General features: G+C 67.5%; 19 protein-coding genes. 5 read left to right on the top strand and 14 right to left on the bottom strand.

Annotated elements, in window-relative coordinates:
* Positions 1 to 20: 20 nt before the first annotated feature.
* The 4 genes from ACQG3P_RS06165 to glnA form a co-directional block, all read right to left on the bottom strand.
* The gene (locus ACQG3P_RS06165) at positions 21 to 1,745 is read right to left on the bottom strand and encodes a ShlB/FhaC/HecB family hemolysin secretion/activation protein (protein ID WP_426804624.1); all 1,725 of its coding nucleotides are present in this window, start codon (positions 1,743 to 1,745) and stop codon (positions 21 to 23) included.
* A 270-nt stretch (positions 1,746 to 2,015) separates the two neighbouring features.
* Positions 2,016 to 3,449 carry an ammonium transporter gene (locus ACQG3P_RS06170; protein WP_184126271.1) on the bottom strand — a complete coding sequence of 478 codons (1,434 nt, stop codon included), beginning with the start codon at positions 3,447 to 3,449 and terminating at the stop codon, positions 2,016 to 2,018.
* An 18-nt stretch (positions 3,450 to 3,467) separates the two neighbouring features.
* Complete coding sequence (locus tag ACQG3P_RS06175) at positions 3,468 to 3,806, bottom strand: P-II family nitrogen regulator (RefSeq protein ID WP_068854487.1); 339 nt, start codon at positions 3,804 to 3,806, stop codon at positions 3,468 to 3,470.
* A 382-nt stretch (positions 3,807 to 4,188) separates the two neighbouring features.
* Positions 4,189 to 5,598: a type I glutamate--ammonia ligase gene (glnA, locus tag ACQG3P_RS06180; RefSeq protein WP_184126272.1), complete on the bottom strand. Its 1,410-nt coding sequence runs from the start codon at positions 5,596 to 5,598 to the stop codon at positions 4,189 to 4,191.
* 246 nt (positions 5,599 to 5,844) lie between these two features.
* Between glnA and ACQG3P_RS06185 the strand changes: the two genes are divergently transcribed.
* Both ACQG3P_RS06185 and ACQG3P_RS06190 read left to right on the top strand, forming a co-directional pair.
* Positions 5,845 to 6,639, top strand: coding sequence for an undecaprenyl-diphosphate phosphatase (locus ACQG3P_RS06185; protein ID WP_093535287.1), 795 nt, complete (start codon positions 5,845 to 5,847; stop codon positions 6,637 to 6,639).
* A gap of 71 nt (positions 6,640 to 6,710) precedes the next feature.
* Positions 6,711 to 7,547 carry an META and DUF4377 domain-containing protein gene (locus ACQG3P_RS06190; RefSeq protein ID WP_093535553.1) on the top strand — a complete coding sequence of 279 codons (837 nt, stop codon included), beginning with the start codon at positions 6,711 to 6,713 and terminating at the stop codon, positions 7,545 to 7,547.
* Between the two features lie 78 nt (positions 7,548 to 7,625).
* On the opposite strand, the gene ACQG3P_RS06195 is transcribed toward ACQG3P_RS06190, so the two are convergent.
* The 9 genes from ACQG3P_RS06195 to ACQG3P_RS06235 form a co-directional block, all read right to left on the bottom strand.
* The gene (locus tag ACQG3P_RS06195) at positions 7,626 to 8,237 is read right to left on the bottom strand and encodes a YbhB/YbcL family Raf kinase inhibitor-like protein (RefSeq protein ID WP_426804526.1); all 612 of its coding nucleotides are present in this window, start codon (positions 8,235 to 8,237) and stop codon (positions 7,626 to 7,628) included.
* A gap of 10 nt (positions 8,238 to 8,247) precedes the next feature.
* Positions 8,248 to 10,317, bottom strand: a complete 2,070-nt coding sequence (locus ACQG3P_RS06200) for a tetratricopeptide repeat protein (RefSeq protein WP_426804527.1) — start codon at positions 10,315 to 10,317, stop codon at positions 8,248 to 8,250.
* Positions 10,318 to 10,381: 64 nt separating this feature from the next.
* On the bottom strand, positions 10,382 to 11,374 hold the full coding sequence (locus ACQG3P_RS06205) for a YheT family hydrolase (protein WP_426804528.1): 993 nt from the start codon (positions 11,372 to 11,374) through the stop codon (positions 10,382 to 10,384).
* A gap of 4 nt (positions 11,375 to 11,378) precedes the next feature.
* Positions 11,379 to 12,170: a lysophospholipid acyltransferase family protein gene (locus ACQG3P_RS06210; RefSeq protein WP_068848227.1), complete on the bottom strand. Its 792-nt coding sequence runs from the start codon at positions 12,168 to 12,170 to the stop codon at positions 11,379 to 11,381.
* Between the two features lie 73 nt (positions 12,171 to 12,243).
* The gene (locus tag ACQG3P_RS06215) at positions 12,244 to 12,681 is read right to left on the bottom strand and encodes a hotdog fold thioesterase (protein WP_068848225.1); all 438 of its coding nucleotides are present in this window, start codon (positions 12,679 to 12,681) and stop codon (positions 12,244 to 12,246) included.
* A gap of 27 nt (positions 12,682 to 12,708) precedes the next feature.
* Complete coding sequence (locus tag ACQG3P_RS06220; RefSeq protein WP_217538714.1) at positions 12,709 to 14,802, bottom strand: phospholipase D-like domain-containing protein; 2,094 nt, start codon at positions 14,800 to 14,802, stop codon at positions 12,709 to 12,711.
* Complete coding sequence (locus tag ACQG3P_RS06225; RefSeq protein ID WP_083214025.1) at positions 14,799 to 15,296, bottom strand: YceI family protein; 498 nt, start codon at positions 15,294 to 15,296, stop codon at positions 14,799 to 14,801. The genes ACQG3P_RS06220 and ACQG3P_RS06225 overlap by 4 nt, the downstream gene beginning before the upstream one ends.
* Positions 15,297 to 15,413: 117 nt before the next feature.
* Positions 15,414 to 15,890, bottom strand: coding sequence for a SixA phosphatase family protein (locus ACQG3P_RS06230; RefSeq protein ID WP_426804529.1), 477 nt, complete (start codon positions 15,888 to 15,890; stop codon positions 15,414 to 15,416).
* Between the two features lie 16 nt (positions 15,891 to 15,906).
* Complete coding sequence (locus ACQG3P_RS06235) at positions 15,907 to 16,536, bottom strand: ParA family protein (protein WP_068848217.1); 630 nt, start codon at positions 16,534 to 16,536, stop codon at positions 15,907 to 15,909.
* Between the two features lie 131 nt (positions 16,537 to 16,667).
* On the opposite strand from ACQG3P_RS06235, the gene ACQG3P_RS06240 reads away from it, so the two are divergent.
* Positions 16,668 to 18,152, top strand: coding sequence for an AAA family ATPase (locus ACQG3P_RS06240; protein WP_068848215.1), 1,485 nt, complete (start codon positions 16,668 to 16,670; stop codon positions 18,150 to 18,152).
* A gap of 66 nt (positions 18,153 to 18,218) precedes the next feature.
* On the opposite strand, the gene ACQG3P_RS06245 is transcribed toward ACQG3P_RS06240, so the two are convergent.
* A complete protein-coding gene (locus ACQG3P_RS06245) occupies positions 18,219 to 18,857 on the bottom strand; it encodes a tetratricopeptide repeat protein (protein ID WP_184126281.1) in 639 nt (212 codons plus the stop codon).
* Positions 18,858 to 19,017: 160 nt separating this feature from the next.
* Between ACQG3P_RS06245 and ACQG3P_RS06250 the strand changes: the two genes are divergently transcribed.
* Together ACQG3P_RS06250 and ACQG3P_RS06255 are read left to right on the top strand one after the other, a co-directional pair.
* The gene (locus ACQG3P_RS06250) at positions 19,018 to 22,716 is read left to right on the top strand and encodes an indolepyruvate ferredoxin oxidoreductase family protein (RefSeq protein WP_426804530.1); all 3,699 of its coding nucleotides are present in this window, start codon (positions 19,018 to 19,020) and stop codon (positions 22,714 to 22,716) included.
* Positions 22,717 to 23,116: 400 nt separating this feature from the next.
* A complete protein-coding gene (locus ACQG3P_RS06255) occupies positions 23,117 to 23,812 on the top strand; it encodes a hypothetical protein (protein ID WP_426804531.1) in 696 nt (231 codons plus the stop codon).
* Positions 23,813 to 23,825: the final 13 nt, after the last annotated feature.

A 23,825-nucleotide genomic window follows, 5' to 3' on the forward strand; every position in this document is an offset into this window, starting at 1 on the left:
GCAGTACCGTACGACGGACGTCAGAACGAGACGCCGAGATTCATGCCAAAGGTGGTGTAGGCGGTCTGGAAACCGGCGGGCTTGTCCAGCGGGCTGCCCACGAAGCCTTCCCATTGCACGTGGCGGGTGCCACCGCGCAGGCCCAGCGCCATGCCGGTGAGGCGGTCGCCGAGCAGCCATTCGGTGGACGGGCCGCTGACCTGGCCGTGGTCGATCGCCACGTAGCTCTCCACTGCGCCGCCGAGCGCGAACGCCAGCTCATTGCGCAGCAGCCAGCCGCGCTCGCCGGTGAGCGAGACTTCACCGTCGAAGCCACGCACGGTGTAGCGGCCGCCGATGGAGAAGCGGTCCTGCGGGACCAGCCGCGAGCGGTTCCACTGCGCGCGCCAGCTGCCGGTGTAGCGCAGGGCCTGGCTGCCCCACTGCATCGGCACGGTGAGCTGCGCATCGGCGGTGACCACCTTGCCGCGCGCGGTGCCCTCGCCGAACCCCTCCTCCGGTGCGTGCAGCGCATCGAACGCGCCGGTACCACGTCGGTAGGCCAGGTTGGCGTCCAGGGTGGCCTTGCCGATGAACTGGCGGTGGGCGAGCCCGAGTTCCCAGCCGGCCATGCGCCGGCGCTGCACCAGGATTTCGGTGTCGTCGATGAAGTTGTCCGATTCGCGGTACCAGCCGCGCGCGTGCATGCTGGTCTTTGCGCGCGCGTTGCGGAACAGCATGCGGGTAAGGCGCAGTTCGGCGTTGCGGCTGGAGCCGCTGTATTCGTAGGTCTCGAACGCGCCGGCCACGGTCTGCTGGTAGTCGTACTCGCTGGCGTTGGCACCCAGCAGCCACCACCCCATGGGCACGCTGTAGTGCGCGGCCCAGCTGTCGGTGCCGCGTGCGCTGCCGTTGAACACGGACTTGCCGGCGTTGAAATAGAACAGGTCGCTGATCCCGGCCAGGTTGTCCAGCGATACCGTGGCACCGGCCTGCAGCTTGCCGGTGGAGGTGCTGCCGGCGTCGTCCAGGGTCAGGTTGAGGCGCACGGGCGCGCGCTGGCTCCAGCTGATGACCAGGTCGCTCTCACCGGGCCGGGCCTGCTCGCCTTCCTGCGGCGGTGCGATCTGGATGTCCACGGTGGCGGTCGGCACGCGCTGCAGGTTTTCCAGCGCCTGTTCGATGTCGCGCAGGTTGAGCAGGTCACCGGGGCCGACCGCCAGTGCGTTCCACAGCGCCGGGGTTCGTCCTTCACCGCTGGCGAAGCGGACCGCGTGGATGCGGCCGGGCACCACCGTGAGCGTGAGCGTGCCGGTCTTCAGGTCCTGCGGGGCGGCAAGGATGCGGGTGGTGACGAAGCCGCGGGCGATGATCGCGTTCTGCACCCGCTTCATCACGATGTCCACGCCACCGGTGCCGAGGCAGCGCCCGGTGGCGCGATCGTTGCGCGGATCGGCGGCCTTCAGCGCCCAGCCGAAGCGTTCGGCCAGGTCACCGTCGAGCACGATGTGGTTGATGGTGAAACAGGGCGATTCGTCGACCGGCAGGCGACCGACGGCTTCTTCCGGGGCTGCCTGCAGGCGCACGTCAGGCGTGGTTTCCTGCTGCTCGCGCAGCACACGCTCACGCTCCTGCTGGCGCAGCAGTTCCTGGTCTGACGGCCCGGCCACCTGTGCAACGGCGGCAGCCGGCAGGCAGGCGATTGCCACGGCCACGGCCAACGGCCAGCGCAGCGCACGGCTGCGTTCGATACGTCCCTGATCCACGTTCACGCGCTTCCCTGGCAGAAAATTCTGAAGCCTCCGATCCTGAAACGGCCGGCGGGCGGCGAACTTTAAAGCAATCCCGCGATCCGAAACAGCTCTGGATCCTCCCTTTCGTTTGTAGGAAAACTACGCATCGCGCGTGAAAGTGAGACTTCGCCCGGGGCGTGCGCGGGCATAAAAAAACCGGCGGCCCGAAGACCGCCGGTAGCAACGTCAATGGTCAACGTGCATTACCGCAATGGTGTAACCCCGAAGAAACTGTGACCTCTATCAGACCTCGTAAGCGGATTCGCCGTGCGAGGTGACGTCCAGACCAGTGCGCTCGGCTTCCTCGGTGACGCGCAGGCCGAAGACCAGGCGCACTACCAGCAGGATGGCGACGGTGACGACCGCGCACCACGCGATGGTGAAGCCCACGCTGACCAGCTGCACCCAGACCTGGTGGCCGATGTCGAGGTCGGCCTTGGTGCCGCCCAGCGACTGCGCGCTGAACACACCGGTGAGCAGCGCGCCGACGATGCCGCCGACCCCGTGCACGCCGAACACGTCGGCGGTGTCATCGACCTTGAGCAGGCGCTTGAGGCCGGTGACGCCCCACACGCAGACCACGCCGGTGACCAGGCCGATCACGATCGCACCCAGCGGACCCACGGTGCCGCACGCCGGGGTGATGCCGACCAGGCCGGCGACCGCGCCGGACGCCGCGCCCAGCGCGGACGGCTTGCCCTTGCTGACCGCTTCGACCAGGGTCCAGCCCAGCACCGCAGCGGCGGTGGCGAGGATGGTGTTGATGAAGGCCAGCGATGCCACGGTGTCGGCAGCAGCAGCCGAACCGGCGTTGAAGCCGAACCAGCCCACCCACAGCAGCATCGCGCCGATGTAGGTGAACGGCACGTTGTGCGGCTTCAGGGCGGTCTGGCCGTAGCCGATGCGCTTGCCGACGAAGTACGCGGCGACCAGGCCGGCCACGCCCGCGTTGATGTGCACCACGGTGCCACCGGCGAAGTCGATCGCGCCCATTGCGCCCAGGTAACCGCCACCCCACACGATGTGGGCCATTGGGATGTAGCTCAGGGTGAACCACAGTGCCGAGAACAGCAGCACCGCCTTGAACTTGATGCGCTCGGCGAACGCACCGACGATCAGCGCGGTGGTGATGCCGGCGAAGGTGGACTGGAAGGCAACGAACAGGTAATCCGGCAGGCCCTTGATCGGGGTGTTACCCACCGAATCGGGCGCAAAGCCCTTGAGGAAGGCGAACTGGGTGAACGAGCCGAAGAAGGCGTTGCCTTCGCTGAACACCGCGCTGTAGCCGTAGGCCACCCACAGGATCAGCACCAGCGAGAACACCACCAGGATCTGGCTGAGGACGGACAGTACGTTCTTGGAGCGGACCAGGCCGCCGTAGAACAGGGCCAGGCCAGGCACCACCATCAGCAGCACCAGCAGGGTGGAGGTGAGCATCCAGGCGACGTCGCCATGGTCGAAGGTGGGCGCTGCGGCAGCTTCCGCGGCGGCGGCCGGTGCCGCGGCTTCCGGGCCGGGCAGCGGTTCGACGGCAACGGCTTCCGACGGTGCGGGGCTGACCTGGGCCTGGGCATGCGCGGTGCCGGAGAAGGCACCCACCGCCAGCGCGCTGAACAGCATCAACAGGCACACCGCGTGGAACCGGGCTTGCCACCCGGTGAACAAGGAAGTCTTCATTGTGGGCTCCGAGTGGGGTTAGAGCGCGTCCGCGCCGATTTCGCCGGTGCGGATGCGGATGACCTGTTCAACGGCGGTGACGAAGATCTTGCCGTCGCCGATCTTGCCGGTGCCGGCCGCGTTCTGGATCGCTTCAACCACCGCGTCCAGTCGTTCGTCGGTGACCACGGTTTCGATCTTGATCTTGGGCAGGAAATCCACGACGTATTCGGCGCCGCGATACAACTCGGTGTGTCCCTTCTGGCGACCGAAGCCTTTTACTTCAGTCACGGTAATGCCCGACACGCCCGCATCGGAGAGGGCCTCGCGGACCTCGTCGAGCTTGAACGGCCGGATGATGGCGGAGATCAGTTTCATGCGCATGTCCCGATGGTGGATGGAACCGGCCCGAAGACGCAGGCCGATGTCAGGTCAACCGGCGGCCACTTGCACATGGCCGCCGGTCGTTGCGCCGGACGTTGCATGGACCGCGATGACGCGGGAGGGAGGTGTGGCCCATGCTGCGCGTCCGGTCTCTCTTTTCCCCTGGTGGTGCGGCAGAAGCAGCCGACTAACAGTCGGCTCTACCGGGTGGTGCGTGCGGATTGTCGCGTGGTGCGTGCGGATGTCGCGTGGTGCGTGCGGAATGCCGCGTGGTGCGTGTTGCCGCGTTTTGGCTCCCCAGCCATGGCGCGTTAGTGCAGAAGCGGTGGCGATGACGAAGGTGGGAGGGAAGTCCTTCGGCATCGCCACCTGTTGCTCAGTTGGCGTAGTACATCTGGTATTCGAGCGGGTGCGTGGCGGCGCGGAAGCGGGTCACTTCCTGCATCTTCAGCGCGATGTAGCCATCGATGAAGTCGTCGGTCATCACGCCGCCGGCCTTGAGGAACTCGCGGTCCTTGTCCAGCGCTTCCAGGGCCTGGTCCAGGCTGGAGCACACCTGCGGGATCAGCTTCTCTTCTTCCGGCGGCAGGTCGTACAGGTCCTTGTCGCTCGGTGCGCCCGGGTCGATCTGGTTCTTGATGCCGTCCAGGCCGGCCATCATCAGCACGGTGAAGGTCAGGTAGCCGGACTGGATCGGATCGGGGAAGCGCATTTCAATGCGGCGCGCCTTCGGGTTGGACACCCACGGAATGCGGCACGAGGCCGAGCGGTTGCGGGCCGAGTAGGCCAGCATGACCGGGGCTTCGAAGCCGGGCACCAGGCGCTTGTAGCTGTTGGTGCCGGAGTTGGCGAAGGCGTTGATGGCCTTGGCGTGCTTGAAGATGCCGCCGATGTACCACAGCGCCAGCTGGCTCAGGCCGCCGTAGCCGTCGCCGGAGAACAGGTTGGTGCCGCCCTTGGACAGCGACTGGTGCACGTGCATGCCGCTGCCGTTGTCGCCGACGATCGGCTTGGGCATGAAGGTGGCGGTCTTGCCATTGCGGTGCGCGACGTTCTTGATGACGTGCTTCATGCGCAGCAGTTCGTCGGCCTTCTGCACCAGGGTGCTGAACTTGGTGCCGATTTCGCACTGGCCGGCGGTGGCCACTTCGTGGTGCTGCACTTCGACTTCAATGCCGACCTGTTCCAGCGTCTTGCACATTTCAGCGCGCAAGTCGTGCAGCGAATCGGTCGGCGGGACCGGGAAGTAGCCGCCCTTGACCGCCGGACGGTAGCCGCTGTTGGCGCCGTCGAACTTGTCGCCGGTGCTCCACGCGGCTTCTTCGGAGGAGATCTTGAAGAAGGTGTTGCCCATGTCGTTGGCGAACTGGACGGAGTCGAAGATGAAGAACTCCGGCTCCGGGCCGAAGAAGGCCTGTTCGGCAATGCCGGAGGACTTCAGGTAGGCCTCGGCGCGCTTGGCGATGCCGCGCGGGCAGCGGCCATACGGCTGCATGGTGGCCGGGTCGAGGATGTCGCAGCTGATCACCAGGGTCGGGTGCTGGTAGAACGGGTCGACGTAGGCGCTGGCCGGGTCCGGCAGCAGGACCATGTCGGACTCGTTGATGCCCTTCCAGCCGGCGATGGAGCTGCCGTCGAACATCTTGCCTTCTTCGAACAGCGACGGTTCCACGATGCTGACCGGGAAGGTGACGTGCTGTTCCACACCGCGCATGTCGACAAAACGCAGGTCGATGAACTCGATCTGGTTGTCCTTGATCAGCTTCTCAACATTTTCCACGGACATCGGTGAAACCTCAGATGGGTGATTGCCTGTGTGGATAGAGCAATCCCCGTGCCAACTTTTCGTGGCGCACAAGTGGTTGATTTCACACGGCGTGCACCCGGATGGACGCTGAACGCGGCGCACCATTGCGGTGCAATGGCCGCACCATGCACACATTTGGTGCGGGTTGTGATGTTTTATGATTTGACCGCACCAGCCGGGCAGGGCCCGGCTCTACCCCTTCATTTTTCGAGCAATTGCCCGCCGATGTCCGATCTGTTCTCCGCCCTGCTGTTGGGCATCCTTGAAGGCCTTACCGAATTCCTGCCGATTTCCAGCACCGGCCACCTGCTGATCGCCCAGCACTGGCTGGGCGCACGCTCGGACTTCTTCAACATCGTGATCCAGGCCGGTGCGATCCTGGCCATCACCCTGGTGTTCCGCCAGCGGTTGTGGACGCTGGCCACCGGCCTGCACGACCGCGCCAACCGCGATTACGTGCTCAAGCTGGGCACCGCGTTCCTGGTGACCGCGATCGTGGGCCTGCCGGTCCGGCTGGCCGGCTGGGAGCTGCCCGAAACGGTGACCCCGGTGGCGTGGGCGCTGATCATCGGCGGTATCTGGATGATCCTGGTGGAAGCGCGCACCGCGCGCCTGCCCGACCGCGACGAGGTGACCTGGAAGGTGGCGGTGCTGGTTGGCCTGGCGCAGGTGGTGGCCGGCGTGTTCCCGGGCACCTCGCGGTCGGCGGCGGCAATCTTCATCGCCATGCTGTTCGGCCTGAGCAGGCGCGCGGCCGCCACTGAATTCGTGTTCCTGGTGGGTATTCCCACCATGTTCGCCGCCAGTGGCTACGCATTCCTGGAGCTGGCCAAGGACGGCAAGCTGGCCAGCGAGAACTGGGCCGACGTGGGCGTGGCCTTCGTTGCCGCCGTCATCACCGGCTTCGTCGTAGTGAAGTGGCTGCTGGGCTACATCAAGGCCCACCGCTTCACGGCGTTTGCGTTCTACCGGATCGCACTCGGCGCGGGGCTGCTGCTGTTCCTGCCTGCCGGGAACTGAACAGCGCCGCGTCGCCGCAACCCCACCCGGGGTGCTCCAGCGTTATTCCCCGGGTTCCCAAGGAGATGTCCATGAAAACCACCCGCAACCTGATGCTGATCCTGCCGCTGGCCCTGCTGGCTGCGTGCAGCAACCCCTCCAGCCAGGCCCCCGCCGGCCCCGGCCGCGACGACCTCGCGCCGGCCCCGACCGCCGCCGCCGACCAGAAGGCCGCCGTGCAGCTGGACGTGCAGCGCCTGCAGGGCAACCACTGGGTGCTCGACAGCGCCACCGACAGCGCTGGCAAGCGCATCGATGCGCTGTTCGCGCGCGCCGACAAGCCGGTCACGCTGGACTTCATCGATGGCCGCCTGGCCGTGAGCAATACCTGCAACCGCATGGGTGGCGGCTACACCCTGGCCGACGGCACGCTGACCGTCTCGCCGATGGCCTCGACCATGATGGCCTGCACCGACAAGGCGCTGATGGCGCTGGACCAGGCGGTGGGTTCGCGGCTGGAAGGCGCGCTGAAGACCGAGCTGGGCGGCGAAGGCCAGCTGACCCTGCGCACCGCCAGCGGCGACGTGCTGGTGTTCAGCCCGCAGCCCACCGCCGAAACCCGCTTCGGCGGCCCGGGCGAGACGATTTTCATCGAGGTGGCCGCGCAGACCAAGCCGTGCCCGCACCCGATGATCCGCGACAAGCAGTGCCTGCAGACCCGTGAGATCCACTTCGACGACAAGGGGATCAAGCAGGGTACGCCGGGCGCGTTCGAGAACTTCTACGACGTGATCGAGGGCTATACCCACGAAGCCGGCACGCGCAACGTGCTGCGGGTGAAGCGCTTCAACGTGGCCAACCCGCCGGCCGATGCGTCGTCGAAGGCGTATGTGCTGGATATGGTCGTGGAGTCTGCGACCGAGAAGTGACCGGCATTGCGTGGGCCGGCCAACGGCCGGCGCTACCGATGCACTGTGCCGCCCGATGATTGATCGGGCGGCTTTTTTTCACGCCAACGCCGGGTTGAGCGTGTAGGTGCCGTGCAATGCGGCTTCGGCCAGCACGTGGCCGTGCATGGCCTTGTGCACGTCGGCGGCGGTGAACGGGGTGGGCAGCTCGAGCGTGGCCACGTCCAGCGCGAACAGGCGGAAGAAGTAACGGTGCACGCGTGCGTCGTTGAACGGCGGGTACGGGCCGTCGTAGCCCAGATACTGGCCGGCCATGTCCGGGTTGCCGGCGAACCAGCCGGTGAAATCGTTCAGGCCCTGGCGCGCACCGGCCGGGCCGGCAGGCTGCAGCTTGCCCTTGGCGGTGAAGCCGTCGCTGCAGCTGGCTTCGGCGATCTCGCGCAGCTCGGCCGGAATGTCGGCCATCGCCCAGTGGGTGAAGTCGGCACGTGGCTGGTCGACGGGCACGCTGCAGTCGCTGCGGCCCACCGTTTCCGGCACGGTGGGCACGTCCGGGTCGATGCACAGCAGGGCGAACGAACGGGTGCCCTCGGGCACCTCGCTCCAGGCCAGCGGTGGGTTGCGGTTGGCGGCGAAGCCGCCTGCATCACCTGCGGCGAAGCTGCTGTCGATCGGCGCGCCGTTGCGCAGGCGGGTACTGGTGAGTTTCATCAGGGTCTCCTTACGCTTCGGTGTAGCCAAGCCGCACCGCAACCGGGGTGAGCTGGGCGAACGCGGCAGACAGGACCTCGCTGTACTGGCGCCAGTGGCCGGCCGGGAAGCGCGCCGGGCCAAGGGTCTGCGCGGGCGGGAAATGCACGCCGAACAGGCGGCCCAGATGCTCGGCCATGGCGGCCGGGTCGTTGCCGATCTCGTCGACGCGCACCACCGCGTGCGGGTACAGGTCCTGCTCGTGCAGCGTTGCGATCTGGGCAAGTGCGCGCGCCAGCCACTCGGCCACTTCGTGCACCGAGTTCACCGCAAAAGGCGCCGGTGCGCCGTGTGCCAGCCACTCCAGCAGCATGTCACGCGGGTCGCGCAGCACCAGCAGCAGGCGGCCTTCGGGCAGCTGCGGGCGCAGCGCCCACAGCAGCGCGTTGTCCCACCAGAGCAGCCAGTCGATCACGTTGCCGTCGGCCAGGCCGCGTTCGGGCAGGGCGGCGCGCCACTGCGCCACCAGCTGCTCCGGCGCCAGCTTGCCGGTGGAGAGGTCCTGCAGCGCGTGGTAGCTCTGGAACGCATCATTGGGCGGGTTGGGACTGAAGCGATCGCCACGCACCACCGGGCTGGCCGCCGCGATAGCGGCGACGACCCGCTCTACGCCCGAACCCGGCGCGCCCCATACGAACATGGGGCGACTGCCGACGTCGGCGGCAACCTCGCCCAGCGCCGGCCAGCTCAACGGGGCCTTGGCCTGCGGCGGCAACGGCAGGCGCATGGAGGCTTCGTTGGCATGCAGGCTGGTCCAGGTGGCCAGCGCGGCGGCGTGCTGACCGGCACGGTCCTGCACCGCGCCCAGCCAGGCGCGCAGGCCCGGCTTGGCCTCGGCCGGGACCTGCTCGATCAGCTGCTCCACGTGCGCCACAGCCGCCGCCGGGTCACGCGCCAGCAGGGCCTCGACCACGCGCATTTCACCGCTGCTGCGGCCGGGCTCCAGCGCAATGATCCGACGCGCAATGGCTTCCGCGGCGGCGGCATCGCCGGCCATGTCGTGCAGGCGCAGGCGCGCTTCCAGCGCCGGGAGGTGATCCGGCACGGCCGCGATCCAGCGATCGGCCACGGCGGCGGCCTCGGCACTGCCAACCACTTCGATGGCCAGGCGGGCCATCCACAGGTTGTGTTCCTGCGGGTGCGTTTCCAGCGTGGCATCCAGGGTGTCGCGGGCCTGCTGCTCGCGGCCCAGGCGCTGCCAGGCCATCAGCAGCAGCTGCAGGGTCTGGCGGTCGGCCGGCCACTGTTCCAGCACCGGCAGCAGGTGTTCCAGCGCCTGCAGCGGCTGGCCCGACTGCAGGGCCAGCTCGCCGGCCAGACGGTGCATCGCCGGGGTGTCGGTCTCGGGCTGGGCCAGCACCTGGCCCACGATGGCGGCGGCGTTTTCGGTATTGCCCTGGCGCAGGGCCAGCTGCACCAGCAGGCCCTGCAGCGAAGTAATGGCCGGGTTGATCTCCAGCACGCGGCGGAAGGCCTGTTCGGCAAACGCCAGCAGGTCCTTGCCCATATAGGCAAAGCCCAGCGCATAGAGGATGCGTGCATCGTTGGGCAGCGCCTGGCTGGCGGCCGAGAGCAGCGCCAGCGCACGGTCGGCATCATTGCGGCGCAGCGCGATCATGCCCTGCAGCGCCACCACTTCGGCGTTGTCTTCCTCGACGCGCGCGGCGGTGCGGGTGATCCGCTCGGCCTCGTCCACATCGTTGCGCGACAACGCCAGGTGGGCCTGCATCAGGTAGGCCGACAGTTCGTTGGGATTGAGCTCTGCGGTGCGGTCCAGCGCGCTGTTGGCGGCGTCGAACTGGCGCAGCGCCAGCAGCAGGCCGGCGTGCTGCAGATGCAGTTCGGCGTTGTCCGGGGCCAGCTCCAGCCCGCGCTGCAGGCTGGCCAGTGCTGCGTCGTGCTGGCCCTGCTGCTGCAGCGCCAGGGCCAGCCAGCGGTGCGCCTGCGGCTGCTCCGGCTCGGCCTGGATCCATTCGCGCGCCAGCTGCGCGGCTTCTTCCACTGCGTTGCGGCGCAGGGCTTGGAGAATAGTGTCTTGCATGACGGTCCGGCTTGGGGTCAAACCCCGATTGTAGAACACCGGCGCCGGCGCGCCGGGCCGGGCCTCAGCGCAGCGCTTCCAGGCTCAGCCGCTGGGCCACCCAGCGTTCGGAGAAGCCATCGCCACGCCAGTTTTCCAGGAACCCGCAGTGACCGCCCCACGGGGCGATTTCCAGCCGGGCATGGGCCGGCAGGCGCCAGCCGTGGAAGGTGGCGTAGGGAATGACCGGGTCGTCCTGGGCCATCAGGATGTCGGCCGGCACTTCCAGCCCGGCCAGGCGGTCGCCGGCGATGGAATAGCCGTCGAAGTAAGCCTGCAGGGTGCCGAATTCGGTGTGGTGTTCCACCAGCCAGGCGGTCAGCGCGCGGATGTCCAGCTTCAGCACGCGGTCGTCCCAGTCGCTCAGCTCGGGGAACAGGTCGCGCTTGCGGCGCAGCGAGCCGGCCCATTTGCGGCGGAAGTACCAGTCGTACATCGCCGGGCCGTTTTCGATGCTTTCCATGGTGATCGCCGGGTCCAGCACCGGGCAGACCGAGGCCACCCGCCGCAGCGGCACCCCGGCCGACGGCGCGCGCAGCGCCAGCCGCAGCACGAAATTGCCGCCCAGCGAGTAGCCGGCGGCCACCAGCGGCAACTGCGGCCAGCGCCGGGCGATGTCGCCGGCGGCGTGCACCACTTCGTCGATGCGGTTGGAGTGGAAGATGCCGGGGTTGAGGTGGTGGGTGTTGCCGTGGTCGCGGAAGTTCAGGCGCACCACGTCGTAGCCGGCCTCGAGCATGCGCGCGGCGGTCATGCGCATGTAGCTGGATTCGGAACTGCCTTCCCAGCCATGCAGCAGCAGCGCCATGCCGACCGGCTCACGGCCTTCGATGCGGCTGTGCCAGCCCTGCAGGCGCACGCCTTCGCCGCCGTCCAGGATCAGCTCTTCGGTGACCGCGCCGGTGGCGGACAGCAGCACCAGGCCGCGCTGCATGCGCATGCGGCTGGAGCTGAGCATCGACTGCAGGTGCGGGTTGCGCAGCCAACGCGGCGGACAGTAGTCGGCAGCGGTCAGCATCGCGCTATTGGGCGTTCATGGCCGCCACGATGCGCGCACGCGAGGTTTCCGCGATGCGGCGGCGGCCTTCCAGGTCATGGGTGCCAATGGGCGCGAGGAAATGCACCTCGGCCCGCCGTGCCGGTTCCCCCAGCAGGCGCAGGAAGTTGGCGAAGAAGCTTTCGCGCTCGCCGAACGCGACCACGGTCTGCGCGTCGCCGCGCACGCCGTAGCGCAGCGCCACCGGCTGTACCGGCACCTGGGTTTCCACCGCGGCCTGGAAGATGCGGGCGTGGAACGGGCCCACTTCGTGGCCACCCCGTGTGCGCCCTTCCGGGAACACGCCCACGGCCTTGCCTTGCTGCAGGCGCTCGACCATCAGCTGCATCACCCCGCCCAGCGATTCAGTGCTGCCGCGCTGGTGGAAGATGGTCTGCCCGCGTGCGGCCAGCCAGCCGACCACCGGCCAGCCGGCGATTTCGCGCTTGGCCACGAAGCCCATCATGCGCTGGCTGTGCAGCATGGAGATGTCCACCCAACTGACGTGGTTGGCCACGAACAGCACCGCGCCCGGCAACGGCGTGCCGATGCGGTGCAGGCGGAAGCCGAAGATCCACATCAACCCGCCCGACCAGGCATTGACCAGCAGGTGCTCCAACGTACGCCCGCCCACGCGCAGGTTGCCCCACGGCGGCAGCATGCCGATCAGGAGCAGCGGAAGGAACAGCAGCAGGTGGACCAGCAGCAGGGGAACGCGGTACAGGTAACGGCACACACGCGCCACGCCGCCACGCGAGGCCGAAGGGGGGGAAGTCATCCGCGAACGATACCCGAGCGCTGCGGGGTCTGCCAGCGTGGCGGGCCATCCGCCACAGCAGGTCAAGCCGGGCTCAGCCCGGGCGGACCGCCGGGACCACGGCCAGGGTCAGCCGCGAGGTGCAGACCAGCTTGCCGGCCTCGTCTTCGATGCGGATGTCCCACACGTGGGTGCTGCGGCCCACGTGCACGGCCCGCGCCGTACCGGTGACGGTGCCACCGCGCTGGGCGCGGATGTGGTTGGCGTTGATCTCCAGGCCCACGCAGACCTGTTCGCGGGTATCCACGCACAGGTTGCCGGCGCTGCTGCCCAGGGTTTCGGCCAGCACCACCGAGGCACCCCCGTGCAGGATCCCGTAGGGCTGGCGGGTGCGCGCGTCGACCGGCATGGTGGCCTGGACCCAGTCGTCACCGGCGGCGGTAAAGACGATGCCAAGGTGTTCGATCAGGGTGTTGCGGCTGAGCGCGTTGAGCGCCTCGATCGAAACCGGCTCGCGGAATACCTGGGACATGCAGCGCCTCCTTGGAACGAAAAGTAATTACAGGATGGGCACCAGGCCGGCGCCGAACGCGGTGAGCATGCGCACCAGCAACCACTTCGGGCCGACGTTGACCTCGGGGAAATCGCCCACGGCCACATAGCAGCGGTGGAAGTCCGGGTCCTGGCGGCGCAGCGGCTCCGGGCAGTCCGGGCCGGGCTGGAATTCGTAATCGGTGGCGTAACGCCACGGCCAGAAATCGAGCACCGGCAATGCTTCGGAGGCCTTGCCCACGCTGTAGTTCAGGCCCGACAGCACCGGCGGCTTGGTCCGCGGCGCCACCACCCAGGAGTTCTTGGGGTGGATGTCGCGCAGGATGCTCTGCGCCAGCGCTTCGGCAAACGCCGGGTCATCGATGATCACCGCGCCCTCGGTGTTGTAGTTCTCGCTGCGCGGGTCGAAGTTGTGGGTGCCGATCACGCCGATGCGGCGGTCCACCACCAGTGATTTGGCGTGCAGGCCCATGCGCGCGCCGCTGCGGGTCACCGGCAGCGGCTTGTTCACCGCCTTGGTGCCCAGGAACGAAGGCCGGGTTTCGGCACGCAGCACGCGGCGTTCCACCACGCTGCCGTCGGTACGGCGGCGCGCGGCCGGGCCGGGGGTCGGCTGCGGGCGGCCGCCGGCGTCGTCGGTGGCAGGCACGGTGCCGGCGTCTTCCTGCGCCACGAGCGGTGCGGTGGCACCCGTGGTGTCCGCGCTGCGCCGGTTGCTGCCGCTGCCGCGCGCGTTGCTGCCGGCCGCGCTGCCACCCAACAGGCTGCTGCGCCCACTGTCGGTGCTGGGCGTGGTGCCCAGCGGGGCCGGCACCAGGTTGCGGTAGTCGACCGGCGCATCCAGCGGGAACGGCTTGAATTCGTAGATGTTGAAGCCCAGCTCGCGCATGTTGCGGCGCTTGTACTTGTAGGACAGCGCGTAGACGATCGGGTTGTCGGTGGCGGCCAGGCTGTTGGTGGAGACCACGATGCGCGGCGGTTGTTCGCGCTTGCGCAGTGCCTCGAACAACTTGCGCGCCGGCTTGGACAGCACCAGGTACGGGGTCTGCAGCAGCACTTCGCTCTGCGCGCCGGCGATCAGCGAATCCAGCTGCGGCTCGGTCACGTGCTGGCCGTTGGCCGGCTGGCTGGCACGCTCGCGGCGGTGCTTGCGCGGCAGGTCGGCCACATAGCGGACCGAGCGCACCGGCAGCGCGGTATCGACGAACATGCGCTGGATGTAGGCCGGGTCGATCGCCTCATCGATCACCTGTTCCACCCGCGCCGGGCGGCGGTAGTCGGCCGGCGGCATGGCCGGGGCGCCCTGCTTGAGCAGGGTATTGCCCACATCGTTCAGGCGCTCGGCCGGCACGCTGCGCTGGGCGCGCCAGAACGCATCGAAGTTGGCTGCCATGCCGCGCGCTTCGGGGCCGGCCAGCAGTACGTCGCGGTCGCGGAAGTTGTATTCGCTGTCCCAGTCGTAATAGTCGTCCTGGTAATTGCGCCCGCCCACCACGCCCAGCGCATCATCGATCACCAGCAGCTTGTTGTGCATGCGCTGGTTGAAGCGGCGGAAACAGCAGATCACGCTGCCGGCGTAATCGGCGTAGTTCAGCCGCGCCTTGCCGAACGTCGGGTTGTAGACGCGTATTTCGAAATTCTGGTGGCTGCTGGCCAGCGCGGCCAGGATCTCCAGGTCGGAGATCGCCGAGAGCTGGTCGATCAGCACCCGCACCTTCACCCCGCGCCGCGCGGCGGCCAGCAGTTCGTCCAGCACCAGCCGGGCGCTGTCGTCCTTGTCGAAGATGTAGGTCTGCAGGTCGATGCTGCGGGTGGCGCTGCGGATCAGGTTGATGCGCGCCACCAGCGCGGTTTCGCCCTCGTCCAGGATGGTGGCGTAATGGCGAGGCGCCGCTTCGGTGGATTCGCTGAAGGCCTGCCCGCCCAGGGCGCGCAATGGCGAATCGAGCGCGCAGCGGTCGGGCTTGTCGCAGTCCACCGCATGGGAACGCGCCTGCGCCGCAATGCCGGCCGCGCGCTCGCGCTGCGCGTTGGACAGCGACGCACAGCCGCTGCCCAGCAACAGGATTGCCAGCACGATCACCCGCAGCAGGGGATTCACGGTTTCAGCGCCTCGTTGAGACGCGCACGCAGGACGAAGGTCACTCGATCACTCAGGGCTAGCTGCCAGCTGTCCATCCCATACCGGCCACGCTGGACGGTACCGCGGCTGACCACATCGCAATCATACCCGGCCCGGGGGCAGGACGCCGGTTCCACCTGCAGGGTCTCGGGGTGGGATACCCCGCGCAGGATCAGCCGGCCATGGATGCCGCCGCCCTTTTCGACCAGCTGCGGGTCGTAGGGCACCGAATCGAACTCGACCACCGGGTAGCGCCCGGCGTCGAAGAACTCCTCGCCCCGCATCCAGCCGGTGTAGCGGTCCTTGCCGGGAATCTCCACGTAGCCGGTGAACATGCGCAGGTGGACCTGGTGGCGGCCGTCGGCCAGCACGTCGATGCGGCCTTCAAAGCGCGGGAACACCCCTTCGATACGCTGGCCCAGCCGGGTACGGATCTCGAAGCCCAGGCGCGAACGCGCCGTATCCAGCTCCATCACGTGTCTGGGTGCGGCCTGGGCCGGGGGCAGGGACGTCACCGGGGATTCGGCGCGCACCGCCCCCGCCGCCAGCCCGAGCAGACAGCACAACAGGGTTCGCACTGCTGTCACGGCTTACGGCCACCAGAACGCGGTCAGGCTCGCAACGCCGGGCTCGATGGCAGTGTCCCTGGGAATCTGCAGTACCGCTATTCCGCCCGGGGCCATGCCGCGGTATTCACTGCTGCTGCCGTCGCTCATCAGCGCCACCAGTTGTTCCAGTGCGGGGTTGTGCCCGACCACCAGCAGCCGATCCACGTCCCTGCGGTCATCGACCAGGGCGGCCAATGCACCGGGCGTCGCCTCGTAAATCCCGTCGTCCAAGCGCTTTTCGACGTTGCCGATGACGGCCAGCACCGCTTCGAGGGTCTCGCGGGTACGCCGCGCGGGTGAATACAGCACGCAGTCCGGCAGCAGGTTGTTGTCTTTCAGCCATTTGCCGGCGGCTTCGGCTTCGGCCAGCCCGGTCGACGACAACGGCCGGTCAAGGTCGGCCTGGCCGGTACCCGCAGGTTCGGCATGGGCGTGGCGCAGCAGGATCAGTTCTCGCATAAGGCTCTCTTCTGGCTCAGGCAATCTTCAACCACTTCAACAGTGGCTCCCAGTCACTCTGGTGCTCGCGCACCTGCGCGGAGCGGTAATCGAACATGCTTCGGCCCAGGCCGGTCATGACCACGTAGGCCTGGGTATCGCGCAGCTTGGCAACGACCGGGTACGGCCACTCCTCCAGCATCTGCTCGGCCTGGCGGGAGGTCTGGGTCCACGGTTTGGTGCGGTTGAGCACCAGCCCCACCGGCAGCTTGCGCTTGTGCACGCGCGGCACCTTGGACAGGGTGTTCAGGAAGCCGACGATGGCTTCGATGTCCAGCGCCGAGGGCAGCACCGGCACCACCACCGCGTCGGCCACGTCCAGGAAGGCGTCCAGCTCACCGGCCCGGGCACCGGCGGGGGCATCGATGACCAGCACCTCGGTATCGTCAGGTACGTGTTTGAGCGGGTGCTTGCCGCTGGCATCGATGGGCAGCACCGCGCTTTCCAGCCCGGCACGGCGTTCTGCCCAGCGGGTGCCGGAGCCTTGCGGGTCGGCGTCGGCCAGTACGGTCCGTTTGCCGGCCAGGGCAGCCTGCGCCGCCAGGTGGGTGGCAATGGTGGATTTACCCACCCCACCCTTGGAACCGGCTACCAGGATCGTCTTCATGCCAGCCTCGCTTCCGGGGAACGTGACCCGAGCGTACACCGCCCTCCGTGATGGAGATAGTCGCGCGGCTGAACCTCCTGCATCCCGCGCCGCTTTGCTATCGTGCGCGATCCAATGGACTGCAAGCCGGCATGAGCGAGTTACAGGACCTCAGCGCGTTGATCCGCGCCAATACCCCGCTGATCGTGATCGAGACCCAGGACGAGGGTCGTGTGGTGGAGCTGTTCCGGCAGACCCTGATGCATGTCTGGCGGGCCCTGCACCGCTGGTCCATCACCGAAGGCCTGCGCCGGATCGACATGGACCGCGAGGACGACGCGGTCGGCCCGCCCGATGCCAGTTCGGCCCTGCAGATGATCCGCCAGGCCGACCAGCGCGGCATCTACCTGCTGCTCGATTTCCACCCTTACCTGGGCTATGCCAGCCACCAGCGCGCGCTGCGCGACCTGATCCAGCGCCGCCACTGCGAGGCCCACGTACTGGTGCTGATCGGCGCCAAGGTGGAGCTGCCGGCCGAGCTGGAGGCGCTGGCTACCCGCTTCAACCCGCGCCTGCCCGACCCCAACGCGCTGCTCAAGATGCTGCGCGAGGAAGTGGCCGCCTATGCGCGCGAGAACGGCGGCCGCCGGGTCGAAGTGGACAACGATGCGGTCAAGAAGATCCTGCACAACCTGCGTGGGCTGAGCCTGGTGGATGCACGGCGGATCGCCCGCCAGCTGATCTTCGCCGACGGTGCGATCAGCCAGGACGACCTGCCGCAGCTGGCGAAGCTGAAGTTCGAGCTGCTCAACCGCGCCGGGCACCTGCATTACGAATACGACACCACCCGCTTCGCCGACGTGGCCGGGGCCAACCGGCTCAAGCGCTGGGTCAACCAGCGTCGCCCCGTGTTCCTGGGCGGCCAGGGCCCGGCCGGGCTGGACCCGCCCAAGGGCATGCTGCTGCTGGGCGTGCAGGGCTGCGGCAAATCAATGCTGGCCAAAGCCACCGCCGCCGGCTTCGGGGTGCCGCTGCTGCGACTGGACTTCGGCAGCCTGTACGACAAGTTCCACGGCGAAACCGAGAAGAACCTGCGCGAGGCGCTGGCCTCGGCCGAGCAGCTGGCGCCGTGCGTGCTGTGGATCGACGAGATCGAGAAGGGGCTGGCCAGTGGTGGCGAGGACGGCGGCGTGTCCCGGCGCGTGCTGGGTCACCTGCTGACCTGGCTGGCCGAGCGCAAGAGCCAGGTGTTCATCGTGGCCACCGCCAACCAGGTGCATGAACTGCCGCCGGAGCTGCTGCGCAAAGGCCGCTTCGACGAGATCTTCTTCGTCGACCTGCCCGATGCCAACACCCGGGTAGAGCTGCTGCGGCTGCACCTGGGCCGGCGCACGCTCAATGCCGACGATTTCGCGCTGCCGGCGCTGGCGGCGGCCAGCGATGGTTTCTCTGGCGCGGAAATCGAACAGGCCGTGGTGGCCGGGCTGTACGCGGCACATGCCGAACAACGTGCGCTGGACACCGAACTGCTGATGACCGAGATCCGCGGCAGCCGCCCGCTGTCGGTGCTGATGGCCGAACAGGTCAACGGCCTGCGCGACTGGGCACGCGGGCGTACCGTCAGCGCGGACGAATAGACCACGCTCCAGCACGGTGCGGCCACCGGCTTCGAGCAGGGTCGAAGCCGGCGTAACCTGCGGGTGTTACGGCCAAGCCGGCGGCTGCGCCGCCCAGGCCTGCTGCACTTCGGCCAAGGTGGCACGTTCACTGTCGCGCCAGCCCGGCAGTGCCTGCGCGTAGCCGTCGCTGGTGCTCCAACGCTGCGGCTCGGTGCGCACGGCGGCGGCGTACCACTTCACCGCTTCGTCCTTGCGACCCAGCGTCCACAACGCCAGAGCGTAGGTCTGCGGCACCCACGATGCGTTGCCGCGCAGACCCTGCTGGGCGCTGTGCCACTGCACCAGGGCCGCCTCGGCGTCACCTTGGCGGAACAGGTCCCAGCCATGGTTCCAGCGCACCATGCGACCCGGCACCGAGGTACCCGGCGCATTCTTTTCCGCATCGGCGTACAGCTCGCGGCCCAGCTCCGGGCGGCCCTGTGCATAGGCCACGCTGGCCAGCTGCACGGTGGCTTCCAGCGCCTTGCGGCCACGTTCGCGTTGTTTCATCAGCTGGTCGACGACATCGCTGCTGTCGGCCGGCACGACCACGGGCGTGACCGCAGCCACGTCGTCATCGAAGTAGAACTCCTGCAATGCCGGCAACGATTGCGCTGCCGCCCCGAACACATTCATCCCCGCCGCCAGCACCATGCCGGTCAGCATCTTTCTTGCCACTGCCATACAAACTCCCCCAGGTTGTCACAACAACCTCCCTCCCCGATCCTAACCGCAGCTCGCCCGCGGTGCGAGTCCCGAAGGCCAGAAAATGCCCGGCTGATACAATTCCGCCCTTTCCGGCCGCCCTCGCGGTGGCCGTGCCAGCCGTCAGCACGGGCCAGCCATGACCAGTACCGCCGAACTCACCTCGCCTTCGTCCGCCAACCTGCCTGCCGGGCCGCTGGACGACAGCTACACGCTGGACCACAAGTACACCCGTACCGATGGCCGCATTTACCTGAGCGGGGTGCAGGCACTGGTACGCCTGCCGCTGATGCAGCGGCTGCGCGACCAGGCCGCCGGGCTGGACACCGCCGGCTTCATCAGCGGCTACCGCGGCAGCCCGTTGGGCGGCTTCGACCTGGAACTGTGGCGCGCCCGCCAGCACCTGGAGGCGGCGAAGGTGAAGTTCACCCCCGGCCTCAACGAGGATCTGGGCGCGACCATGGTCTGGGGCACCCAGCAGACCAACCTGTTCCCCGGGGCCAAGGTCCAGGGCGTGTACGGCATGTGGTACGGCAAGGGCCCCGGCGTGGACCGCTGCGGCGATGTGTTCAAGCACGCCAATGCGGCGGGTACGTCCGTGCACGGTGGCGTGCTGGCGCTGGCCGCCGACGACCACGCCTGCCGTAGTTCCACCCTGCCCCACGGCAGCGAAGATGAATTCGTCAGCGCGATGATGCCGGTGCTCAACCCGGCCGGCGTGCAGGACATCCTGGACATGGGCCTGCTCGGCTGGGCCATGAGCCGTTACACCGGGCGCTGGATCGGCTTCAAGACCATCGCCGAGACGGTGGAATCGTCCGCATCGGTGCAGGTGGACCCGTTCGCGCGCCGGATCGTGCTGCCTGAAGACTTCGAGATGCCCGCCGGCGGGCTCAACATCCGCTGGCCGGACCCGCCGCTGGACCAGGAAATGCGCCTGCACCGCTATGCGGTCAAGGCTGCCCAGGCGTTCGCGCGGGCCAATGGCATCGACCGGGTGGTGATGGATTCGCCGCGCGCGCGGCTGGGTATCGTTACCACCGGCAAGAGCTACCTGGACGTGCTGCAGGCGCTGGAGTACCTGGGCCTGGACGAGCGCGCCTGCGCCGACATCGGCATCCGCGTGTACAAGGTCGGCATGACCTGGCCGCTGGAACCGGAAGGCATCGCGCGCTTCGCCCAGGGGCTGGAAGACATCGTGGTGGTGGAGGAGAAGCGGGCCTTCATCGAGCGCCAGATGAAGGAGCAGTTCTACAACTGGCCGGCCAGCTGGGGCCAGCGCCCGTCCATCGTCGGCAAGTACGACGAAGCCGGCCAGTGGATCCTGCCGTCTACCAACGAACTCACCCCGGCCACCATTGCCGGGGTGATCGGGCGCCGCATCCAGCGCTTCTTCACCAATGACTCCATTGAACAGCGCCTGCGCTGGATGGATGCCAAGGAGGCCGAACTGGCACTGCCGCGTGCCAGCTTCCCGCGCGTGCCGCATTACTGCTCGGGCTGCCCGCACAACACCTCCACCCGCGTGCCGGAAGGCTCTCGTGCGCTGGGCGGGATCGGGTGCCATTACATGGTCACCTGGATGGACCGCAGCACCGACACCTTCACCCACATGGGCGGGGAAGGCGTGACGTGGGCCGGCCAAGCCGCGTTCACCGATACCGAACACGTGTTCCAGAACCTGGGCGATGGCACCTATTTCCACAGTGGCTCGCTGGCGATTCGCCAGGCGATTGCCGCCGGGGTCAACATCACCTACAAGATCCTCTACAACGACGCGGTGGCCATGACCGGCGGCCAGCCGGTGGACGGCACCCTGACCGTGCCGCAGATCGCCCACCAGATGCGCGCCGAAGGTGTGCAGACGATCGTGCTGGTGAGTGATGAGATCGGCAAGTGGAACAAGCGCGAGCTGTTCCCCGAGGGCGTGGAATTCCACGACCGCGCCGAGCTGGATGCGGTGCAGAAGCAGCTGCGCGAAGTGAAGGGCACCAGCATCCTGATCTACGAACAGACCTGCGCCACCGAAAAGCGCCGCCGCCGCAAGCGCGGCAAGCTGGTCGACCCGCCCAAGCGCGTAGTGGTCAATTCACTGGTGTGCGAAGGCTGCGGCGACTGCGGCCAGAAGAGCTTCTGCGTGTCGGTGCTGCCGAAGGAAACCGAATTCGGGCGCAAGCGCGATATCGACCAGTCCAACTGCAACAAGGATTATTCCTGCACCACCGGTTTCTGCCCCAGCTTCGTCACCGTGCACGGCGGCACGCTGCGCAAAGGCTCGCGCAGCGAGCGCAGCAGCCTGCTCGACAACCTGCCCGCGCCGACCTTCCGCAGCACGCTCGAGCAGCCCTGGAACATCCTGATCACCGGCGTGGGTGGCACCGGCGTGGTGACCATCGGCGCGTTGCTGGGCATGGCCGGGCACCTGGAAGGCAAGGGTGCCAGCGTGCTCGACCAGACCGGACTGGCCCAGAAGGGTGGCGCGGTCACCACGCATATCCGCATCGCCAAGCGTCCGGAAGACATCCATGCGGTGCGCATCGCCGCCGGCGAAGCCGACCTGGTGGTGGGCTGCGACATGGTGGTGGTCAACGATTACTGGGCGCTGTCGAAGGTGCGCGCCGAGCGCTCGCAGGTGGTGCTCAACACCTATGAAGCCATGCCGGGCACCTTCACCACCCGCCCGGACATGCAGTTCCCGGCGGCCGACATCATTGCCGGCATCCGCGTGGCACTGGGCGGCCGCGACCCGCTGCTGCTGGATGCCACCCAGCTGGCCACCGCGCTGCTTGGCGATGCGATTGCCTCCAACCTGTTCATCCTGGGCTACGCGTGGCAGCAGGGGCTGGTGCCGATCTCGTTCGAGGCGCTGATGCGCGCGGTTGAGCTCAATGGCGCAGCGGTCGCGATGAACCAGCAGGCATTCGCGTGGGGCCGGCTGGCCGCCGTGGATCCGCAGGCGGTGCAGCAGGCCGCCGGTCTGGTCCGCAACGGCCATACCGATACCGAGCGCACCCCGGGCCCGCTGCACGACCTGCCGCCGGGCGAGTGGGAAGGCAACGAATGGGGCGCCACCGCCGCGCCGCGCGAGACCGGCGACGAGCGCGAACTGCGCGGCCTGCCCGGGCATGGCGGCGGCAGCGACGTGGCATTCCTGCCGCTGGATGACGAGCGCCTGTCGCGTTCGCTGGATGAGCTGGTGGAACGCCGCGTGCGCTTCCTCACCGAGTACCAGGACGCGGCCTATGCCGCGCGCTACCGCGCGCTGGTCGACCGCGTGCGCACGGCGGAGTGGGACAAGGCCGGCAGCACGGCGCTGACCGAAACCGTGGCGCGTTACTACTTCAAGCTCATGGCCTACAAGGACGAGTACGAAGTGGCGCGCCTGTACACCAGCGGCGAATTCCAGCGCCGCCTGCAGCAGCAGTTCGAGGGCGATTTCCAGGTGCACTTCCACCTGGCCCCGCCGCTGTTCGCGAAGAAGGACGAACAGGGCCGCCTGATCAAGCAGGAATACGGGCCGTGGATGCTCAAGGCGTTCGGGCTGCTGGCGAAGTTGAAGTTCCTGCGCGGTGGCACGTTCGACATCTTCGGCCGCACCGAAGAGCGCCGGGGCGAGCGCCAGCTGATTGCCGATTACGAACAGACCGTGGCACTGCTGCTGGAAGGGTTGAGCGATGACCGCGTTGCGTTGGCGGTCGAGATTGCCAGCATTCCGGAACATATCCGCGGCTATGGGCATGTAAAGGAAGCGCACCTGCACAAGGCCAAGGCGCGTGAAGCGGTGCTGCTGGCGCAGTGGCGCAACCCGAAGGCACTGCATATCGTGCAGGTAGCGTAATCGCTGCCACTGCGTATCAGGTCGAGGCGACTTCAAAGGCATCGCCCTGACACCCGGCAACGTACCCGCGCCCCCAGGGTAGAGCGGACCGTTGGTCCGCTGCGCGCGAAGCGCGCTGCCGCCCGCGTTCGCAGCGTCCGGCATCCCGCAAAAGGCAGCGGACCAACGGTCCGCTCTACCGCGCGCCGCCGCTGCGTCGCACGGATCCAGCACACCGAAAGTGTGCCACTCATTCCACGTTGCACCACGGCGGCGCAATGCCGCTCCTGTCACGGCACACACTGAGGCTACACTTGCATCACCCCTGCCAGGTGACCCGCCGACGCTGCACAAGCGCAAGCCGCACGCCCTGTTGCGGGAAACACCGATGCCCTAAGGGCGCAAAGACAAGGAAGCTGACATGCCGAAGATGCCCCTGCAGGTCGCCGCTGTCGCAAGCCTCGCGCTGGCTGCTTGTGCAACGCCCGGGGCGGCAACGTCCCAGCCCACGGAGATTCAGGAGAGCAAGCCAATGCACGATGCACGCTATACCTACCCCGACCCTCCGGTCGTGACCAGTGGTGAGCTGGTGTCCGAGGGCGATCCTGCCATCTCGGCGAAGATGAACTACAAGCCGGTGGAATGGCCGTTGCGCTTTGAGAAGCATAGCTTCGGCCCGCGCTGCTACGACACGCTTGAATGCCATGTGATCTACGACAACTTCAAATTTGGCGGGGATAAGCCTACGAGGTCATCAGCGTCCTATGGCCCAGATTACCTCAAGGGTTGGAACGGCAGCTACGGCGCGGTTCCCAACTTTCCGTCTGCCGCCAAGGTGATCTGGCGTTCGAAGGATGGCACCTTGCACGAGGCCGAGATTGATATCGGGGAAATCTTCAAGGATCAACTGATGCGCCATTTCGTACCTCGTGAGGAAGCCGCTGATCTTCCTAATGGAAAGAACGAAAGCCCGCCGTCAATCCTCCTGGAGGTGAACGATCGCGTGATTCGCGTTTACATGGTGGCGTCAGTGCCAACGAAGCACCTTCAGACGCCCGGCAATCGATACAGCACCTCGCGCCGCGATCTTGTATTGGTAAAGACGTATACCTATTGAGCAAATGGAGTGT

This window comes from Stenotrophomonas sp. SrG, assembly GCF_050031795.1.
GTDB lineage: Bacteria > Pseudomonadota > Gammaproteobacteria > Xanthomonadales > Xanthomonadaceae > Stenotrophomonas > Stenotrophomonas rhizophila_A.

Bases quoted from the DNA above. Each gene is read 5' to 3' on its own strand.
- ACQG3P_RS06170 (WP_184126271.1), bottom strand. From the start codon at position 3,449: ATGAAGACTTCCTTGTTCACCGGGTGGCAAGCCCGGTTCCACGCGGTG.
- ACQG3P_RS06175 (WP_068854487.1), bottom strand. From the start codon at position 3,806: ATGAAACTGATCTCCGCCATCATCCGGCCGTTCAAGCTCGACGAGGTC.
- glnA (WP_184126272.1), bottom strand. From the start codon at position 5,598: ATGTCCGTGGAAAATGTTGAGAAGCTGATCAAGGACAACCAGATCGAG.
- ACQG3P_RS06185 (WP_093535287.1), top strand. From the start codon at position 5,845: ATGTCCGATCTGTTCTCCGCCCTGCTGTTGGGCATCCTTGAAGGCCTT.
- ACQG3P_RS06190 (WP_093535553.1), top strand. From the start codon at position 6,711: ATGAAAACCACCCGCAACCTGATGCTGATCCTGCCGCTGGCCCTGCTG.
- ACQG3P_RS06195 (WP_426804526.1), bottom strand. From the start codon at position 8,237: ATGAAACTCACCAGTACCCGCCTGCGCAACGGCGCGCCGATCGACAGC.
- ACQG3P_RS06200 (WP_426804527.1), bottom strand. From the start codon at position 10,317: ATGCAAGACACTATTCTCCAAGCCCTGCGCCGCAACGCAGTGGAAGAA.
- ACQG3P_RS06205 (WP_426804528.1), bottom strand. From the start codon at position 11,374: ATGCTGACCGCTGCCGACTACTGTCCGCCGCGTTGGCTGCGCAACCCG.
- ACQG3P_RS06210 (WP_068848227.1), bottom strand. From the start codon at position 12,170: ATGACTTCCCCCCCTTCGGCCTCGCGTGGCGGCGTGGCGCGTGTGTGC.
- ACQG3P_RS06215 (WP_068848225.1), bottom strand. From the start codon at position 12,681: ATGTCCCAGGTATTCCGCGAGCCGGTTTCGATCGAGGCGCTCAACGCG.
- ACQG3P_RS06225 (WP_083214025.1), bottom strand. From the start codon at position 15,296: ATGGAGCTGGATACGGCGCGTTCGCGCCTGGGCTTCGAGATCCGTACC.
- ACQG3P_RS06230 (WP_426804529.1), bottom strand. From the start codon at position 15,890: ATGCGAGAACTGATCCTGCTGCGCCACGCCCATGCCGAACCTGCGGGT.
- ACQG3P_RS06235 (WP_068848217.1), bottom strand. From the start codon at position 16,536: ATGAAGACGATCCTGGTAGCCGGTTCCAAGGGTGGGGTGGGTAAATCC.
- ACQG3P_RS06240 (WP_068848215.1), top strand. From the start codon at position 16,668: ATGAGCGAGTTACAGGACCTCAGCGCGTTGATCCGCGCCAATACCCCG.
- ACQG3P_RS06245 (WP_184126281.1), bottom strand. From the start codon at position 18,857: ATGGCAGTGGCAAGAAAGATGCTGACCGGCATGGTGCTGGCGGCGGGG.
- ACQG3P_RS06250 (WP_426804530.1), top strand. From the start codon at position 19,018: ATGACCAGTACCGCCGAACTCACCTCGCCTTCGTCCGCCAACCTGCCT.
- ACQG3P_RS06255 (WP_426804531.1), top strand. From the start codon at position 23,117: ATGCCGAAGATGCCCCTGCAGGTCGCCGCTGTCGCAAGCCTCGCGCTG.